We start from the raw sequence: 18039 nt of genomic DNA, 5'->3' as shown, positions 1-18039 counted from the left end.
CGATTAAATCTGTAAGCATAAAAAAAACCCGCTTACGCGGGTTTTTTCAAATCAGTTCTGCCTATTAAAGACGAACCAACTCCACAACTTTCTCAGCTGCTTCTTCAACCGTTTCAGCCGTGATTTCTGTATCCGTACCTTCAACAGTTGTGGTAACAATTACCACACCTGTTTCACGTAATAATGCAATTTGCTCAGCCGTTAAATTGGCTTTCGCAATCGTAACCACACCTTGCTGAATCAATAAACTCTCTAAAGCTTGCGCTTTCTCGATCAATGATGCAGACACACCAATCACCGCAGGCTTTTGACCTAAACGGGCAGCACGATCTTCTGCAGTCACAGGATTGCTATGAGCCGTCCATTCAACTGCCGCTTCAACCATACCTGCACCAACCGTGACATTGCTTAAACGGTCAATAAAGATAAATGAACCGGTATAACGGCTTTCTTGATATTGGTCAAAGACCACGGGTGCATCAAACTCAACCACAACATCTGCAATGGCATTCAGCTCAAGTTCCTCAACCTGAGTATGCTCTAATGTGTTGACATTGACACGGAAATTAATCGCAGTGACTTTGGCAGGAACCGTCTGTGTACCAATTTTGACGTTGTACAGCTTGCCTTTCACCAATGGATGTTCATTCATCCAGACCACGGATGCACGTACACTACGTGAAATCAAAGGCTGCTCGCCCGCACGGACTAAAACGTTACCACGAGAAATATCAATTTCATCGTTTAAGGTTAAAGTCACGGCTTGTCCTGCAACGGCTTGCTCAAGGTTGCCATCAAAGGTGACAATCTCTTTTACCGTTGATTTCTTGCCTGATGGCAATGCAACAATCTCATCCCCCACATTGATTGCACCCAATGCAACCGTTCCGGCAAAACCACGGAAATCGAGGTTTGGACGGTTTACATACTGAACCGGGAAACGAAATTCATGTTTATTTGATTCACGTTTTATTTCCACAGACTCAAGAATGCTCATCAAGGTTTGACCCTTGTACCATGGCGTACTTGCAGAAGGGTTCACCACGTTATCGCCATTCAATGCCGAGATTGGCACGAACAGAATATTCTCAGGGCGACGATCACCGAGTTGGCTGACGAAAGCATCATATTCAACCTGAATTTCGTTGAAACGCGCTTCCGAGAATTCAACCAGATCCATTTTATTGATCGCAACAACGATATTTTTAATCCCGAGCAAGCTTGCAATAAATGAATGACGGCGGGGTTGGGTTTGCACACCATAACGCGCATCAATCAGGATAATGGCAAGATCGGCAGTGGAAGCGCCCGTCGCCATGTTACGGGTGTATTGTTCATGTCCAGGTGTATCGGCAATGATGAACTTACGCTTTTCAGTCGAGAAATAGCGGTAAGCGACATCAATGGTAATGCCCTGCTCGCGCTCAGCCTGTAGACCATCAACCAGCAAAGCAAGGTCAGGTGCATCACCTGTCGTTCCGACTTTCTTACTATCACGTGTTACGGCTTGCAACTGATCTTCATAAATCAATTTTGAATCGTAAAGTAAACGACCAATTAAGGTACTTTTACCATCATCGACGTTACCACAAGTCAAAAAACGCAATAAGTCTTTTTGTTCATGTTGTTTTAAATAACCCAAGATATCTTGGCTAATAAGATCTGATTGATGAGACATTGCTCAAAACTCCACATATTCTTTAGAAATCGCTTTTAATCTCCCTAAATCCCTCTTTAAAAAAGAGGGACTTGCTTAAGGAAATTAGAAATAACCTTCTTGCTTTTTCTTTTCCATCGAGCCCGCTTCATCGTGATCGATCATACGACCCTGACGCTCAGAACTGGTCGCTAAAAGCATTTCCTGAATGATTTCAGGCAAGGTATCTGCTTCAGACTCAACTGCACCCGTTAACGGATAACAGCCCAGCGTACGGAAACGTACCGATTTCATTTGTGGAACTTCGCCCTCTTTTAAGCGCATACGTTCATCATCGACCATGATCAACGTACCACTGCGTTCAACCACAGGACGAACTGCAGAGAAATAAAGAGGAACAATCTGGATATTTTCCAGATAGATATATTGCCAGATATCCAGCTCGGTCCAGTTCGATAACGGGAAAACACGAATACTTTCGCCTTTGTTCACTTTACCGTTGTAAAGGTTCCAAAGTTCTGGACGCTGGTTTTTAGGATCCCAACGGTGTTTACTATCACGGAACGAATAGACACGTTCCTTGGCACGTGATTTTTCTTCATCACGGCGCGCACCACCAAAAGCGGCATCAAACTGGTATTTATCCAAGGCCTGTTTTAGACCTTGGGTTTTCATGATGTCGGTATATTTTGAACTACCGTGATCAAACGGATTAATCCCCGCATCACGACCCTCTACATTTTGATGCACGATCAAATCGAAGCCGTGGGTTTTTGCCATGCTGTCACGGAACGCAATCATGTCTTTAAACTTCCAGCCCGTATCGACATGCAATAGCGGAAATGGAAGTTTTGCCGGATAGAATGCCTTAAGTGCCAGATGCAGCATCACGGCTGAGTCTTTACCAATCGAGTAAAGCATTACCGGGTTTTCAAATTCAGCTGCAACTTCACGAATAATATGAATACTTTCTGCCTCAAGTTGCTTGAGGTGCGTTAATCTATTTTCAGTCATGTACAATTCCTCCTTTATCCATGCTATCCATAAAATCTATAAGTGGTATCAAACCACCACTTTGAAGACTGTGTGGAGGAACGAGTGCCATAACAACTCCAATTTTTCATGATATCGAGATTCTTACTCGTGTTACTTTCACGATCGAGTAAAGGATATTCATTATAATAATTTAGATGCAGTTCTTTAGCTTGTTTTTTCATATTGATATGCAAAATTATGATATGAAAATAACAATCTGGAATATCAAAACAATCCATTTCACATGAATAAATAAAAAAAGAAGCCCATCAGGACTTCTTTTTTTAATAGCTCAGCTTTGTTTAGAAGCGGAACATTTTGGTTTCCAATGGAATTTCAACGCCTACAGAAACACCACCATCACGTCCATCACGATCTGAGTCGCTGACCCAGCCATTCACTTTTAATGGAATGGTTGGTTTTAGGTAGTGGGTCCAGGTTAAATCCAGACCTTTGATAGTATCGGCTTCAGGGAATGCAGCATTATTATCTTGAACGCGTTGGGTCTGGCTTACTTTAGCGTAGATCACGCGCCCACCTAGGCGATTCATCACATCAAAACGAATATCACCACCCACCGAATACATCTGACCATCACCGCCCATGGCATGTCCTAATGGGAATCCATGCTGATAGTAACCATCTTTATAGGTGGTATGGCTATATGAAATGCCTTTTGCTTCGCCATTGGTACGGGTATCTGCCCATTCCGCATAAAGCTGGTACGGCATATTGTTATAGCTTGATGAGTAATCAGCACCAGCAAGGTACATATATTTTGCAGGTAGACCACCCGCTTCATCTTCACCAACAAATTGCGTATACAAACTGACAGGTACATTAAATAAAGGTTGTAAGAACAAACGCCCATCAAAGCCTGCAATCTGGTTAGATGGATCTGCTTTACCTGTACCGCCATTGTCTTTGGTTCCTGTCCAGGCATCCCATAAAGAGCTTAAGCTTTCAGGACGTCCTTCACCACCCCACTGAATCGCGCGTGAAGCACCGAGTTCTAAAGCCGGGAATGGTCGTGCTGTTAAACGCAAACCAATCAATTTAGTGTCTGGAACGGCTTTATAGTCATCTAACTGTCCAGCAAAAGCCTGGTACTGCCACGGCCCGATCCAAGAGAGCCACTTGGTCTCAAATGCATTTTGTACTGCACGTTGCACGGTCACGCCATACACGGGACGACTGGCATCACCACGAATCAAGCTACCATCATGCCCAGGTCCCCAATAGGTTGGAATCTGACCGGCAATCACCCATTGGTTCCACAGTTTACCTGCGATATATGAACCTTCGACATTGGCATCATGACCATTATCAATCAATGGATCTTTCTCACCATTGACACGTAGTTTGGCGTCCCAGTTCTCGCCACCCGCATTAAATTCAGCAGCGATTTGATATTGGGATTTCTGATTATCACCAAAAGCTTGAGGAACCGTTTTAAGATCAGTACCTGCATGCAAGCCGACTTTGACGGTGGCATTATCTGCCTGTAATGCATTCAATACAGAATTAATTACTTTCTGCTGCGTATTATTGCTTACTTTTGCTTGGGATAATGCACGTTGAATCTCATCACCGCTCATTGGCCAAGTCGATGTGCTGATTTGAATGACACCTTGCTGGTTCAACCAGTTTAAATCTGTTCTTAAATTTTCATCGTTGAGTACAAGACCCTGAGCAAATACCGGGGAAGAAAGAGCAGCAAATAATGCGATACAAAGCGATTTTTTTAAAAACATGTCCAGACTGTTCTCAAATTTATTTATGCAGACATGATCGTTGGTTTAAACATACTTTTCAATCACCAAACGGAACAATTACATTTTTTAACATGCAAGATCAAATTGACAAAAATTATGAGTGATCAGTACCATTCATTTTACTTATAACATCAACGAAATTAAATCATGAAAAAATTGTTTATAACCTTTATTCTAGGCACTGTAATTTCCATACCCGCGTTTGCGCAACCGGCTTCAAAAGATTCTATAAAGCAGTTATTAAAAATCACCAAGTCAGAACAGTTTCTGGGCCAAATGAGTCCACAGATCAGTAACATGATGCATTCAAGTATTGAGAAATTCACTCAAGGTAAACAGCTCACCACAAAACAAGAGCTTGCTCTAGTCAATTATTCTCAGGAACTCGGCAAAATTATGCAAGAGGAATTGACCTGGGCAAAACTAGAACCAGAAATGATTAAAATTTACGCCGAAGAATTTACCCAAGAAGAAATTGACGGCATGATCCAATTTTATAAAACACCTGTAGGGCAATCGACTATTGATAAAATGCCAATCGTGATGCAAAAAAGCATGCAAGTGGGCTATAAACAAATGGATGCGATTACGCCTAAAATTATGCAGGCCGCAGAAAAATTTGCGAAAGAAATGCAAGCTGAATAACACATTCAAGCATAAAAAAAGCCACGCTAAACGTGGCTTTTTTAGAAAGAGGATTAGTCTTTACGGCGCATATGCGGGAATAACAATACATCACGGATACTTGGTGCGTTAGCAAACAACATCACCAAACGGTCAATCCCAATCCCCTGACCTGCTGTCGGTGGCAAGCCATATTCCAAGGCTTCAATAAAGTCAGCATCGTAATGCATGGCTTCATCATCACCGGCATCTTTTTCAGCAACCTGTGCCTGGAAACGCTCAGCCTGATCAATCGGGTCATTTAACTCCGAGAAGCCATTGGCTAACCCACGACCACCGATAAAGAATTCGAAACGATCGGTAATATGCGGATTGTCGTCATTACGGCGCGCAAGTGGTGAGGTTTCAGCGGGATATTCAGTAATGAATGTTGGCTGACGTAACTTGGTTTCTACCGTTTCTTCAAACACGATGGTTTGCAACTTACCTAAACCGAAACCAGGTTTCACCTGTTCTTTTAACACGTCCTGAGTGAATTTCGCCAAGAACTCACGGTCGTTGACATTTTCAGGCGTGAAGTCCGGGTTATGTTCAAGAATTGCATCAAACATTGAAATTTTCTTGAATGGACCTTTGAAGCTATACACTTCATCACCATACGGCACATCAGTAGTACCCAAAATATCAACTGCCAGCTTCTCAAGCATGTTTTCAGTCAATACCATCAAGTCTTTATAGTCAGCATAAGCCTGATAGAATTCAATCATGGTGAATTCCGGGTTATGACGTGTTGAAACCCCTTCATTACGGAAGTTACGGTTAATTTCGAACACACGCTCGAAACCACCCACAACTAGGCGTTTTAAATAAAGTTCAGGTGCAATACGGAGGTAAAGCTCCATATCCAGTGCATTGTGATGGGTTACGAATGGTTTTGCAGATGCACCACCCGGAATCACATGCATCATTGGCGTTTCAACTTCCATGAAACGTTCATTGGTTAAGAATGCACGGATACCTGCGACTACTTTGGCACGAATTTCAAAGGTCTTACGGGTTTCTTCGTTTACAATCAGGTCGAGATAACGTTTACGATATTTCGCTTCAGTATCGGTTAAACCATGGAATTTGTCTGGCAGTGGACGTAGTGATTTGGTCAGTAATTCAAAGCCTTCAAGGTGTACATATAAGTCACCTTTACCAGAACGGCCGATATAACCTTCAGCAGCAATAATATCGCCAAGATCCAGACTCTTGATCGTTTCTAAAACGTCTGCTGGTAAACCTTTACGATCGACATAAAGCTGGATACGGCCGGTCATGTCCTGAATCACGATAAATGATCCACGGTTCAACATCACACGACCCGCAACCTTGACATAAACTTTTTCAGCACCTTCGATTTGTGCTTTATCTTGATCTTTAAATTGTTCTTGCAAATCAGCTGTATAGTGTTCACGTTTAAACGTGTTTGGCCATGGGCTCTTACCCGTTTGTTTTGCAGTCTCTTGGATTTGCTTTAACTTGGCATGACGCTGTGCGATTAAATCGTTTTCGGAAAGTGTTTGTTCAGAAGTCGATTGAGCGTTTTGTTGCGTCATCTCTGCCTCGATTAAGTAAAAAATGAAGTGACATAGAATAGCAGATCACAACCCATTTTCGTATTATTTCAATCAGACAATTCAAAAAAATGAATATTTATCAATTTTGAATCGAGATTACGCGACAGTTGACCTTGTTAAATCAACCTCCTCAAGGCTTATTTTTCAGCCAGATGCTTGACCATTGCCAATCCCTGATCAAAGCCTTTATTCATGAATTCGGCATGCTCTGGCTGAATATCCACTTCAACATGTAACTGGGTTTCGCCGTTAAAATCAAACAGCATATATTTTTCCAAGGCACCCGCCCAAGTCTTGATCTCTTCACTTTCCAGATCTTCCTGACCATTCTGGATCATTCCCAGATGCTTAAACACAACTTGTTTCGGTTCATCCAGACTTTCAATGGTAGAGACCATGCCATTGCCCTTGCCATCACCAAAATAGGTTTTTCCCCCCACTTTCCAGTCGCTTTGCATAGTGGAGTCGCAGGCAAAAAATTTTGTCCATTCCGGATAGCTGTCAGGGGACCAAAGAACCTCCCAGACTTTTTCAGGGGTCGCATAAATTTTAATATTATAAGATAAGGTTTCCATGCGTTATTCTCCTTCCATCATTGTTTTCTTCATCATAACTTGATTTTGAATGTTTGTTTTTTATACATACTATTTTTATACGATTGGCTTTTTTCATTATATAAGTCCTGAACTTTCGATAAAATTTTAGAGCAATTGCTCAAATAACAAGACTTTCAGATAGAATTGCCATATCGCTTTTTGAATAAATGATTAAACTCTTGCATTTACTTTACTTAAATGTCGTTCTGCGTAAAAATCTAATTCCCGATTAACATAAGTTAGTTCCTCTTGCAGCGATCATAGCGACATTACGGAATAGTTTTACTGAAAGGCAACTTGAGCATACCGATCAGTTTGGAGAGTCACATGAAAAAATATCAATGTATCGTTTGTGGTTGGATTTACGACGAAGCAGAAGGTTGGCCACAAGACGGCATTGCAGCAGGGACCAAATGGGAAGATATTCCTGATGACTGGACTTGCCCAGATTGCGGCGTTTCAAAAGCTGATTTTGAAATGGTTGAAATCTAAAGATTAAAGAAAAAAAGACTATGAAAATCATGGTCTTTTTTTCTGAGCATTCATTTTTAAATAAGAAAATACTGGAGAATATAATGCACCCTATCGTCATCATCGGATCAGGTATGGCTGGATATACCGTTGCACGAGAATTTCGCAAATTAAGCCCAGAGCAAGAGCTGGTCATGATCTGCGCGGACGATGCGGTAAATTATGCGAAACCAACCTTATCCAATGCCTTTGCAGGTAAAAAAGCACCGGAACAGATCGCGCTCGGTGATGCGGCAAAAATGGCCACCCAATTGAATATGCGCATCGAAGCGGAAACCTGGGTCAAACAAATTCATGCCGAAAAACATGAAATTATTTTAGAAAAAAATGGCGAAAGCATTGCCCAGCCTTATTCAAAATTGGTCCTTGCAGTCGGTGCCAATCCCATCCGTTTAGCCATCGCTGGTGATGGTAGCGAAGACATTCATGTGGTGAATTCACTGATTGACTATCGTACTTTCCGTGAAAATCTGTCGAAACGTAAAGACAAACGTGTAGTGATTCTGGGCGCAGGTCTGATTGGCTGTGAATTTGCCAACGACTTACTGCACAGTGATTATGAAGTGACGGTGATTGACCTTGCGCCACAGCCTTTAGGTCGCTTACTGCCTAATCATGTCGCAAATGCATTCAGAACCAATCTGGAACAGGCAGGCATTAAATTTGCGCTATCAACCACGGTTGAAAAAGTCACGAAAATCAATGATGGCGAAGACTATGCAGTCACTTTAGCCAACGGCCAGACCTTGGTTGCAGATATTGTACTTTCGGCCATCGGTTTACAGCCAAATATTGCTTTAGCGAAAGCTGCGGATATTCAGACCAGTCGTGGCATTATTACCAATACCTTGTTAGAAACCAGCCAGGCGGATATTTATGCCGTGGGTGACTGCGCTGAAGTGAATGGTACTTTGCTCCCATTCGTCATGCCGATCATGCAACAAGCCCGTGCTCTAGCCAAAACACTGAGTGGTCAAACCACTGCCGTTCACTCCCCGGCTATGCCCGTTGCAGTAAAAACCCCTGCCGCACCATTAACCGTATTACCAGCGCCACTGGATGTTGAAGTGAACTGGGAAACTGAAGAGTTCGATGATGGTATGCTCGCGAAAGCAGCAGATGGCGAAGGCACCCTAAGAGGATTTGTGCTGTTAGGTGCAACTGCGGGTAAACAGCGTTTAACCTTGACCAAACTGGTTCCGGACTTGATTCCAGCACAGGTTTAGGGTTTAAATACGAGAGCTTGCTGAGAAAAGAATGTCCGGCAAGCCCTTAAGTTATAAAAAGAATTCAATTCGGAACCAAGATCATGAACAGTGCCCTCCAGTTTAATGTGTCGCCATACGCTTCCTTTATGCAAGAAACCAAAGTGACTTTGGGCAATGGCATTGAATTGCATGTTGAAATTGGCGGTAATCCTGAACACCCAACGATTTTACTGATCATGGGTTTAGGCGCACAAATGTTATTCTGGCCTGATTTTTTCTGTAAAGCACTGATTGATCAAGGCTTCCGAGTCATCCGTTTTGATAACCGTGACATCGGTCTCTCTTCTAAAATCCGCAATAAAGGCAAACGGCTCAATACCATGAAATTGATGAGTCGCTTTATGTTTGGTCTGGGGAATGAAGGTGCACCCTACACGCTGTATGATATGGCGGATGATGTCGCAATGCTGATGGATCAGCTTGGCCTGGAGAAAACCTATATTCTTGGCGCTTCCATGGGTGGCATGATTTCACAGATTGTTGCAGCAAAATATCCCGAAAAAGTAGAAAAAGTTGGATTATTATTTACCAGCAACAATCAACCGCTTTTGCCACCGCCCTACCCGAAACAACTTTTCAGCCTGCTCGGCAAGCCTGCCGCACACGATGAAGAAACCATTATCAATCACAGCCTGAATGTTTTCCGTATTATTGGTTCGCCAGGTTATGTCAATCCAGTTGAATCAATTCAAACCATTCGCAAATTATATCGTCGTAGTTTTTATCCAGCGGGTGTACTTCAACAGTTTTTAGCAATATTATGTACGGGTTCTCTGTTACCATTGAACAAAACGATGACTCAGCCGACGCTGGTTGTACACGGATCAAAAGATCGACTGTTACCGCCAAGTCACGGGAAAGCTGTTGCAAAAGCAATTTCTGGTGCTAAGTTTGAATTAATCCAAGGAATGGGGCATGATATTCCTGCACATTTCATTCCGCAACTTAGTGGTTTGTTTGCTCACCACTTTAGATCATCACACTAGGACTCTATGGCTGCATTACCCTCATTAAGACAGCTATCATATTTAGTTACGTTGTCAGAAACTTTACATTTTACTGAAGCAGCGCGTCGTTCCTTTGTCACCCAGTCGACGCTGTCTGGCGGCATCATGGAATTAGAGCGCTTATTAGGTGGCGTCTTAGTTGAGCGTGATCGTCAAAACGTCCGTTTAACACCGTTAGGTGAACAAGTGGTAGCGCGTGCGCGTGTACTGCTTGCCGATGCTCAGGATTTGATGCGCTTAAGTCGTGAAATGAGCGAACCGCTCACAGGTGATTTGCATCTTGGTATTATCCCAACCATTGCACCCTTTATCCTGACGCAGCTATTGGAAGAAGTCCATCAGCAACTGCCTAAAATTCAGCTGCATTTGCATGAAGCGCAAAGCGAGAAGATTGTAGAAAAGCTGGAACATGGCAATCTGGACATGATTGTACTGGCGCTTCCTTTCGATACACGCAGCCTTAAAGTTGCCGAAATCGCGAAAGAACATTTGTTCCTGGTGTACAACAAAAAAGATACCAATGCGGCGAATGCAAACTCTCTTGATGACCTTGATTTATCACGTCTGATGTTGCTTGAAGAAGGACATTGTTTACGTGACCATGCCTTAAGTGCCTGCCCGGTCGGTGAGCGTAAAAATGATCACCGCTTAAAAGCAAGTTCATTGCCAACACTGGTGGAAATGGTATCGTCAGATCTTGGCTTTACCCTGTTACCTGAGATTGCCTTGAAAAACAGCATGATTCACTTTAATGAAGACATTGATGTGAAATCAATCGAAGCTGCACCAAGCCGTACATTGGCTTTAGTGACTCGTAAAAGTACGCCGTTACAAAGTGAATTTGATGTGATTCTGCAAATTCTGCAAAAAATCACGGCTCACTTAGAATAATCAAATAAAAAGCCTGTAATTGATTACAGGCTTTTTTACACCAAACAAGAATAATTATTTGATATCCAGTAAATTGACCTGCTCAACCTGCACATCACTCATCCGCTGTCCCTGATCCAGTAATTGATCAAAATAGCTTTCAACGACTTTTGCCTGATCTGTGGTATTTTCTACTTTGTACATGTTCTGGCGGAACTCGTTACTTGAACGTAAACCTTTGGTGTACCAAGCAATATGCTTACGCGCGATACGACAACCCGAATATTCACCATAGAATGCATACAGTTCAGCCAGATGTCCCAATAACACTGCTTTGACTTCTGCAATATCTGGTGCAGCCAGATGTTCACCGGTTTTGAGGTAATGGGCAATTTCCCGAAAGATCCATGGTCGGCCCTGAGCAGCACGCCCAATCATAATGGCATCTGCACCAGTGTAATCCAGCACATATTTGGCTTTTTCAGGACTATCAATATCACCATTGGCAATCAATGGAATATCTATCAGCTGTTTCACCTGCTTGATAAGTTCATAACGTGCCGTATTTAAATACATATCTTCACGGGTACGACCGTGTAAGGCTAAGGCAGCAATTCCTGATTCTTCGGCACGTTTGGCCACACGTAAAATATTTTCATGACCATTTAAAAAGCCCAAACGGGTTTTCAAGGTGACAGGCACATCAACGGCTGCAACCACGGCATCCAGAATACGGGCGACCAGATCTTCATCTTGTAATAAAGCCGAACCTGCCAGTTTATTGCAGACTTTTTTGGCCGGACAACCCATATTGATATCAACAATTTGCGCCCCATTTGCCACCTGATAACGTGCCGCTTCCGCCAGTTGTTCAGGATCAGAACCCGCGATTTGTGCAGAGATTGGCGCCAGCTCACCGTCGAAATTGGCCCGATAAAGGCTCTTCTTGCTCATGCGCAAAGTCTTGTCTGCAGTCATCATTTCACTGACCGCATGTCCTGCACCAAAGTACTTACAGAGTGTTCTAAATGGACGGTCTGTGACGCCGGCCATAGGGGCAACAATCAAATTATTTGACAGTTGATATGAACCAATATACATATATTTTCTTACAATTTCTGACCAACATAGTATACTTCATTCGCCCGTTCGGCTCATCTTTTTGTGCGGTGTTGTCTTCATTATGAACAAATCTGTTTCGACTCGTCCTCTACTCAAAACATTTAGCCTGTTGGCAATCAGCATAAGCTTAACTGCTTGTGGGGATAGTTCATGGTGGTCAAATAATAAAGAGCCTGAAATGAAGGTAGAACAGATTAAAAAAGTTCTTCCACCACGGGTAAATGATCGGGAATCCTGGTCGCAAGATATTTTTGATATCATGCAACAATTAAGCATTCCAAAATCCAAGCAAAATGTATGTAGCATTGTGGCGGTCGTTGATCAGGAATCGAACTTTGTTGCCGATCCTGCTGTCCCGGGTTTAGGGCAAAAAGCAGTTCAGGAAATCAATACCCGACTTAAAGAGAAATTTGAAGCCAAATTAGGTGAAACCATTGGCGGTACGGTGGCAGGTTATTTTGAAGATGTGTTGAAAAATCAGCCCTCTCCTGAAAATAATTACATGAGCCAGATGCGCAGGGTAAAAACCGAACGTGAGCTGGATTTGCTTTATCGTGAAATTTTTGACTATATGTCAAAGCATTATCATGTCAGTGCTTTGACTGGTGCTGCAAAATTAATCGGCCAGGATATTGGCGAGAAAATGAATCCGATCACCACACTGGGTTCAATGCAGGTCCATATTAACTATGCCAAAGAGCATAAACGTCAAAGTGGCAATATTGCAGAATTACGTGATGACCTGTATACCCAATACGGCGGCTTATATTATGGCATTCATCGTCTGATGGAATATTCGGCGGATTATGACAAAGCCATTTACCGCTTTGCAGACTATAATTCGGGCATGTATTCCAGCCGTAATGCTGCTTTCCAGAAGATGCTTGAAGTGATACAAGATAAAGATCTTGATTTAGATGGTGACTTATTACTTTATAATAAAGATGGTAATCCGCAATCCGCCCTGAGCCAGTCAGAAAAAGAAATTATTGCTGCATTTACCAGCAATCGGGTGCTGGTCACGCCACGTCAGATCCGTGCGGATTTAAAGAAAGAAAAAGAGAGAAAATTTGAAGATACACAGACTTACCTAGCGGTTCAAAAACTCTATCAAACTAAAACCAATAAAGAACCAATTTATGCAATTATGCCAGAGGTGGTTATTTCAGGACCTAAACTCAGCCGTGATTACAATACCAATTGGTTCGCAAGTCGTGTAAATGGAAGATATGAAGCATGCATGCAAAGAGCGAAACGTATAAAACTATAAATCTTGCCTTATTTGATTTTGATGGAACACTTTATCCCAAAGACAGTTTTACGGGATTTATTTTCTTTGCGCTATCAAAACGTCATATTGTAAAACGAGGCCTGAAAATCCTGCCGTGGATTCAGGCCTACTATTTGCGTCTATACCCTGCGCATGCCATGCGGCCACGTCTATTCGAAACCATGTTTAAGGACACGCCGATCAACGTTGTGGAAAAATTAGCGCAGGAATATACTCAAAAACTATTCAAAAAATTAGATCCGGATTTACTTAATCAACTTCGGCAGCATCAACAATGCGGTGATCATGTGGTACTGGTCTCCGCTTCGGTTGACCTCTATCTCGCTCCAATCTGTGATGTGCTCAAGATTGACGTAATCTGCACCCAGACCGAAACCAAAGATGGACTGTTAACAGGAAAATATCGCTCCGAAGACTGTAGTTGTGAACAGAAGAAAATCCGCATTTTAGAAAAGTATAATTTAGATGATTATCATGCGGTTTATGCTTATGGCAACAGTGAAGAAGATGTAGAGATGCTTTCACTGGCAGATTATCCTTATATGATGGGCGAACAAAAAGGATTACCCATCCTAGATGCCAAATACGCAAAATCAGTCGACATAAAAAAGCCCGCCTAAAGCGAGCTTTTTTATCGGGGCCATTTAATAAATCGCCATATGGTCCCGATGAATCATTTCTAGCGAACGTGCTTCACCTAACACCTGATAGACTTTTTCTGATGATAAACCTTTGATCATTTCTGCCGAACGTGAACTGAAATTGACACGTCCAACCGCAATACGAGCACCGTTTTTATCAACACATTCCACCACATCACCACGATCAAAATGTCCTTCAATCGCTTTTACGCCGACCGGTAATAGACTACGGTGCTTGCGCTTGATCGCTTCAACCGCGCCATCATCAATCACTAAACGTCCAGCCGTTTGCAAATGCGCTGCCAGCCATTGCTGATGTGCCGTGACACGGTCATTGTCTGTGGTAAATAACGTGCCCAACATCTCGCCCGCCATTAAGCGTGCCAGTACATTGTCACTTTCACCACTGGCAATTAACGTTGGGCAACCTGATCTCGCTGCGAGACGTGCGGCACGGACCTTGGTGACCATACCGCCACGACCCAGCACACCACCGCCACCTGCCATTTCGAACAGGCTATCATCAAGCGCCCGAACAGCTGAAAACAGTTTCGCATTCGGGTTACTACGTGGATCAGAATCAAACATCCCCTGCTGATCAGTCAGGATAATCAGTAATTCTGCATGCACCTGACCCGCAACCATGGCCGCTAAAGTGTCATTATCTCCAAAACGGATTTCATCCGTAGAGACGGTGTCATTTTCATTAATTACCGGAATCACATGCCAGTCAATCAGGTTCTGCAAAGCGTCACATGAGTTGAGGTAACGACGACGATCTGCAAGGTCATCATGCGTGAGTAAAACCTGTGCGGTCTGGATACCATGTTGATCAAGTACACTTGACCAAGTATGGATCAGGCCCATTTGGCCAATCGCTGCACAAGCTTGCAAACTGGGTAGATCGGTGGGTCGACTCGCAAGTTTCATGCGTACCATCCCTTCTGCAACTGCACCTGAAGACACCAGAATAATCTCATGTCCGGCATTGTGTAGATCTGCAATCTGTTTCGCCCAGTGCGAAATTGCATTTAAATCTAGACCTTGCCCATTTGCAGTGAGTAAAGATGATCCGATTTTAACAACGATTCGTTTACACGCATTGAGCTGACGTTGCCCATCGACCACTTCTATCATTTTTCCCTCGGTTTACTAGTCACGAATGTAGATACTTTCTACATCGCCTTCATCCTCATCGTCATCAAAGTCTTCGTCATCGTCCAGACCAGCTTCACGCTGAGCTTTACGCATGGCACGATAGGCTTCTTTAGCTGCGATGGTTTGTTCACGTGTTTCAGCTTCAAGCTGCTCACGGAATGCTTTAACTTCTGCTGCGTATTCTGGATCTTCAACTTCGCGTTCACGTTGTTGTTCGATCTGATCCATTAAATAGTACACCACCTCTTTGGTGCCTTCAGACATCAAACCTGAGGTTTTAAATACAGGGCCTTGCCATTGCAATTCATCCAGAATGTGCTGACACCACTCTTCTTTAGATTCTTCAGGAAGCTGGTCAAGTTTGTTTAAAACCAGTACCACTGGAAGTTTTGCCAAGGTTGGTGAGAATTTAACCAATTCGCCCAGAATCGCTTTGGCATTATGTGCAGGATCTGAACCATCAATTGGTTGAACATCAACGATATGCAACAGGATACGGGTACGTGCCAAATGCTTAAGGAAGCGAATCCCTAGACCTGCACCTTCTGCCGCGCCTTCGATCAGCCCTGGAATATCCGCCATCACAAATGAACGGTGACGGTCGGCATCGACCACACCTAGGTTAGGTACCATTGTGGTAAACGGATAATCAGCAACTTTTGGTTTTGCCGCACTGACTGCACGGATAAATGTCGATTTACCTGCATTCGGCATACCCAATAAGCCTACGTCTGCGAGTACTTTTAACTCTAGACGGACTTCGCGGTACTCACCTTTAATCCCGTGTGTACATTTACGCGGGGAACGGTTGGTTGACGATTTAAAGTGAGTATTGCCTAAACCACCATCACCGCCTTGGGCAACTTTGACACGTTGACCATCAGCAACCAGGTCACCAATAATGTCGCCAGACTCAGTATCAACAATGGTTGTACCGACTGGTACTTTTAAAATAACGTCTTCACCGCCACGGCCTGAACAGTTTGCACCCGAACCATTTTTACCGCGTTCTGCGCGATAACGACGGGTATAACGGTAATCTACAAGTGTGCTGGTATCATCATCCGCCTGGATGTAAATACTTCCGCCACGTCCCCCATCACCACCATCCGGGCCACCAAAAGGGACAAATTTTTCACGGCGAAAACTGGCTACGCCATTGCCACCGTCGCCAGCCTCTACGGTAATGACTGCTTCATCAACAAAGCGCATGTGCCAATCCTCTGAATTCTTTAAAACGGGGTATTTTGCCACATTTTAAGAAAATTCTCGAATAGAAAAATCAGCAAATTGATTTTTTTAAATTTATTCTGGGTTGAATATTCAAATTGAACAATTCAGCACCGAAAAATATCAATTTAGGCAGAAGATTTACCACCTGATTTTTTAACAACTGGAAAATATCGATTACGGTTTTACATTTTTTAAAGGTAAGGCCATTTGCATATCCAGATTGGCTTTGGTCTGCTGTACCGAGTTATACATGATGGCATCAAAAGACGAAATTTTACTCATATTAATCGCATCATTCATATAGAGGCTGGGTTTAAACTGATGTTTGACCGGTAAGTTAATTGTTTCATCAAAGGCAAAATGCACCGGACCATCGAATACGATTTTTACCGGTACGGTATAGGTGCGTTTCAATTGAAACGGGATGTCCAGCTTTACTGGAATATTCAGGCTCAAAGGAAATTTCGGCAATAATTTATTTTGATAGATCAGATCGGTATTGGTCTCAATCGGTACCACATCATCAACTTTCAGAACGGTTTCATAGTTAATATCGACGGTAATCGGCGTTTCAACTTCAAAACTGAGATCAGCCAGATATTTACCTGATAAAGGCAAGCTTAAACTGCGATCAATATCCAGCACAGTATCCAGTTGGCCTTGAGACTTGGCGCTTAAATGATCTCCGACCTGAATTTTGGTCGCTAATGATTCAGGCAAGCGAATATCCGCCTGCTGGGCAGATACAATTAATGAAGCCTGAATATTCAGATAAAACCAGAATAAGATCGCCACCAAGGTCGTCACGATCACAAAACTGATCAGCATACTTTTTACTGACTTGGTGATATCCATCACTCACCTACCTTGACGTCAGTTGGCGTTGCGGGTTCATCAACCGCTTGGGTTTTTACACGTCCCAGATACATGCTGGATAGAGGAATCTTGAGTTCTCCCTGCGCAATTTTGACAGGCAAGGTATTTTTTACATCCACAGAAGCATTCAGTTCCGAAGTAATCGGTACATTTAAATTGCCCTGAATGGGAATATTGGCATTCAGTTGTGCTTTTAACGGAATATTTAAATTTTCCTTGAGCACTGTGCGCACTGGCGCATCAAACTTCAAATGTACCTTTTGTTGTAAAGGCACCTGAATATCAATCGGCACATCCAGTTGCAAAGGAATCGAGCCTTTTAAAGGCAACGTCACGTCCTTACCCAGAATTTTAACCTGTACCTTGGTATCGATCGGCAAACTTTGATTCACCTTGATGGTTTCTTTGACAGGAATGGTGGTACTGATTGGAACCTGACTATCGAAGTACACCCGTGGCGTCAGGGTCTGGGTCAGCGGTACATTCAGTTGTTCGTTAATTGGAATCTGGGCATTTACCCGCCCATTCACATCGACATTAAGCGCATCTTTCACTTTGACGCGAACTTGCAGCGGCTCTTGCAGATCAATCGCCACATCCTGATTCTTTAAGGGGATATAAATATTAAAATGCTTGAACACCCACATTGCGATATACACACCACACAAGTTGGCCACCACAATCAGAGCAAATACCACGAATAAACGTCTAAACTGCAACAATGATCTATCCT

Annotated in this window: 17 protein-coding genes; 7 read left to right on the top strand and 10 right to left on the bottom strand. The window is 43.0% G+C overall.

The features are described from left to right. Positions 1-64 precede the first annotated feature (64 nt). From cysN to J699_RS14440, 3 genes are all read right to left on the bottom strand, one after another. Positions 65-1678, bottom strand: a complete 1614-nt coding sequence (gene cysN, locus J699_RS14430) for a sulfate adenylyltransferase subunit CysN (RefSeq protein ID WP_032882725.1) — start codon at positions 1676-1678, stop codon at positions 65-67. An 84-nt stretch (positions 1679-1762) separates the two neighbouring features. Beyond that, on the bottom strand, positions 1763-2671 hold the full coding sequence (gene cysD / locus J699_RS14435) for a sulfate adenylyltransferase subunit CysD (RefSeq protein ID WP_032866376.1): 909 nt from the start codon (positions 2669-2671) through the stop codon (positions 1763-1765). Positions 2672-2994: 323 nt separating this feature from the next. Next, entirely contained in the window at positions 2995-4446 is a 1452-nt protein-coding gene (locus J699_RS14440) for a capsule assembly Wzi family protein (protein WP_005231560.1), read from the bottom strand. Positions 4447-4614: 168 nt separating this feature from the next. On the opposite strand from J699_RS14440, the gene J699_RS14445 reads away from it, so the two are divergent. Then, the gene (locus J699_RS14445; protein WP_009510851.1) at positions 4615-5112 is read left to right on the top strand and encodes a DUF2059 domain-containing protein; all 498 of its coding nucleotides are present in this window, start codon (positions 4615-4617) and stop codon (positions 5110-5112) included. 53 nt (positions 5113-5165) lie between these two features. Here J699_RS14445 and lysS read toward each other — a convergent pair whose 3' ends face one another. Both lysS and J699_RS14455 read right to left on the bottom strand, forming a co-directional pair. Further along, positions 5166-6692, bottom strand: coding sequence for a lysine--tRNA ligase (gene lysS, locus J699_RS14450; protein ID WP_032882724.1), 1527 nt, complete (start codon positions 6690-6692; stop codon positions 5166-5168). A gap of 158 nt (positions 6693-6850) precedes the next feature. Further along, on the bottom strand, positions 6851-7288 hold the full coding sequence (locus J699_RS14455) for an SRPBCC family protein (protein WP_032866367.1): 438 nt from the start codon (positions 7286-7288) through the stop codon (positions 6851-6853). Between the two features lie 348 nt (positions 7289-7636). Here J699_RS14455 and rubA point away from each other — a divergent pair, with 348 nt between their 5' ends. The 4 genes from rubA (at position 7637) to oxyR (ending at position 11006) form a co-directional block, all read left to right on the top strand. Beyond that, complete coding sequence (gene rubA / locus J699_RS14460; RefSeq protein WP_004678010.1) at positions 7637-7801, top strand: rubredoxin RubA; 165 nt, start codon at positions 7637-7639, stop codon at positions 7799-7801. A gap of 83 nt (positions 7802-7884) precedes the next feature. After that, positions 7885-9066 carry a rubredoxin reductase RubB gene (rubB, locus tag J699_RS14465; protein ID WP_032882723.1) on the top strand — a complete coding sequence of 394 codons (1182 nt, stop codon included), beginning with the start codon at positions 7885-7887 and terminating at the stop codon, positions 9064-9066. An 83-nt stretch (positions 9067-9149) separates the two neighbouring features. Next, positions 9150-10094, top strand: a complete 945-nt coding sequence (gene estB, locus J699_RS14470) for an esterase EstB (protein WP_032866363.1) — start codon at positions 9150-9152, stop codon at positions 10092-10094. Between the two features lie 6 nt (positions 10095-10100). Further along, complete coding sequence (gene oxyR / locus J699_RS14475; protein ID WP_004773664.1) at positions 10101-11006, top strand: LysR family transcriptional regulator OxyR; 906 nt, start codon at positions 10101-10103, stop codon at positions 11004-11006. Between the two features lie 54 nt (positions 11007-11060). Here oxyR and dusB read toward each other — a convergent pair whose 3' ends face one another. Further along, positions 11061-12086, bottom strand: coding sequence for a tRNA dihydrouridine synthase DusB (dusB, locus tag J699_RS14480; RefSeq protein WP_032866362.1), 1026 nt, complete (start codon positions 12084-12086; stop codon positions 11061-11063). 82 nt (positions 12087-12168) lie between these two features. Here dusB and J699_RS14485 point away from each other — a divergent pair, with 82 nt between their 5' ends. Together J699_RS14485 and J699_RS14490 are read left to right on the top strand one after the other, a co-directional pair. Next, positions 12169-13377: a DUF1615 family protein gene (locus tag J699_RS14485; protein ID WP_032866361.1), complete on the top strand. Its 1209-nt coding sequence runs from the start codon at positions 12169-12171 to the stop codon at positions 13375-13377. Next, entirely contained in the window at positions 13344-14018 is a 675-nt protein-coding gene (locus J699_RS14490; RefSeq protein WP_032866360.1) for an HAD family hydrolase, read from the top strand. Before J699_RS14485 ends, J699_RS14490 begins: the two co-directional genes overlap by 34 nt. A 24-nt stretch (positions 14019-14042) precedes the next feature. On the opposite strand, the gene proB is transcribed toward J699_RS14490, so the two are convergent. From proB to J699_RS14510, 4 genes are all read right to left on the bottom strand, one after another. Continuing rightward, positions 14043-15176: a glutamate 5-kinase gene (gene proB / locus J699_RS14495; RefSeq protein ID WP_005231634.1), complete on the bottom strand. Its 1134-nt coding sequence runs from the start codon at positions 15174-15176 to the stop codon at positions 14043-14045. A 15-nt stretch (positions 15177-15191) separates the two neighbouring features. Continuing rightward, a complete protein-coding gene (gene cgtA, locus J699_RS14500; RefSeq protein ID WP_005231635.1) occupies positions 15192-16409 on the bottom strand; it encodes an Obg family GTPase CgtA in 1218 nt (405 codons plus the stop codon). Positions 16410-16604: 195 nt separating this feature from the next. Then, positions 16605-17285 carry a hypothetical protein gene (locus J699_RS14505; RefSeq protein ID WP_032866359.1) on the bottom strand — a complete coding sequence of 227 codons (681 nt, stop codon included), beginning with the start codon at positions 17283-17285 and terminating at the stop codon, positions 16605-16607. Continuing rightward, positions 17285-18028: a hypothetical protein gene (locus J699_RS14510; RefSeq protein ID WP_032866357.1), complete on the bottom strand. Its 744-nt coding sequence runs from the start codon at positions 18026-18028 to the stop codon at positions 17285-17287. The genes J699_RS14505 and J699_RS14510 overlap by 1 nt, the downstream gene beginning before the upstream one ends. Positions 18029-18039 lie beyond the last annotated feature (11 nt).

The sequence above is a fragment of the Acinetobacter sp. 1000160 genome (assembly GCF_000588715.1).
Classification (GTDB): domain Bacteria; phylum Pseudomonadota; class Gammaproteobacteria; order Pseudomonadales; family Moraxellaceae; genus Acinetobacter; species Acinetobacter courvalinii.
This window is presented reverse-complemented; position numbering and strand designations above follow the sequence as displayed.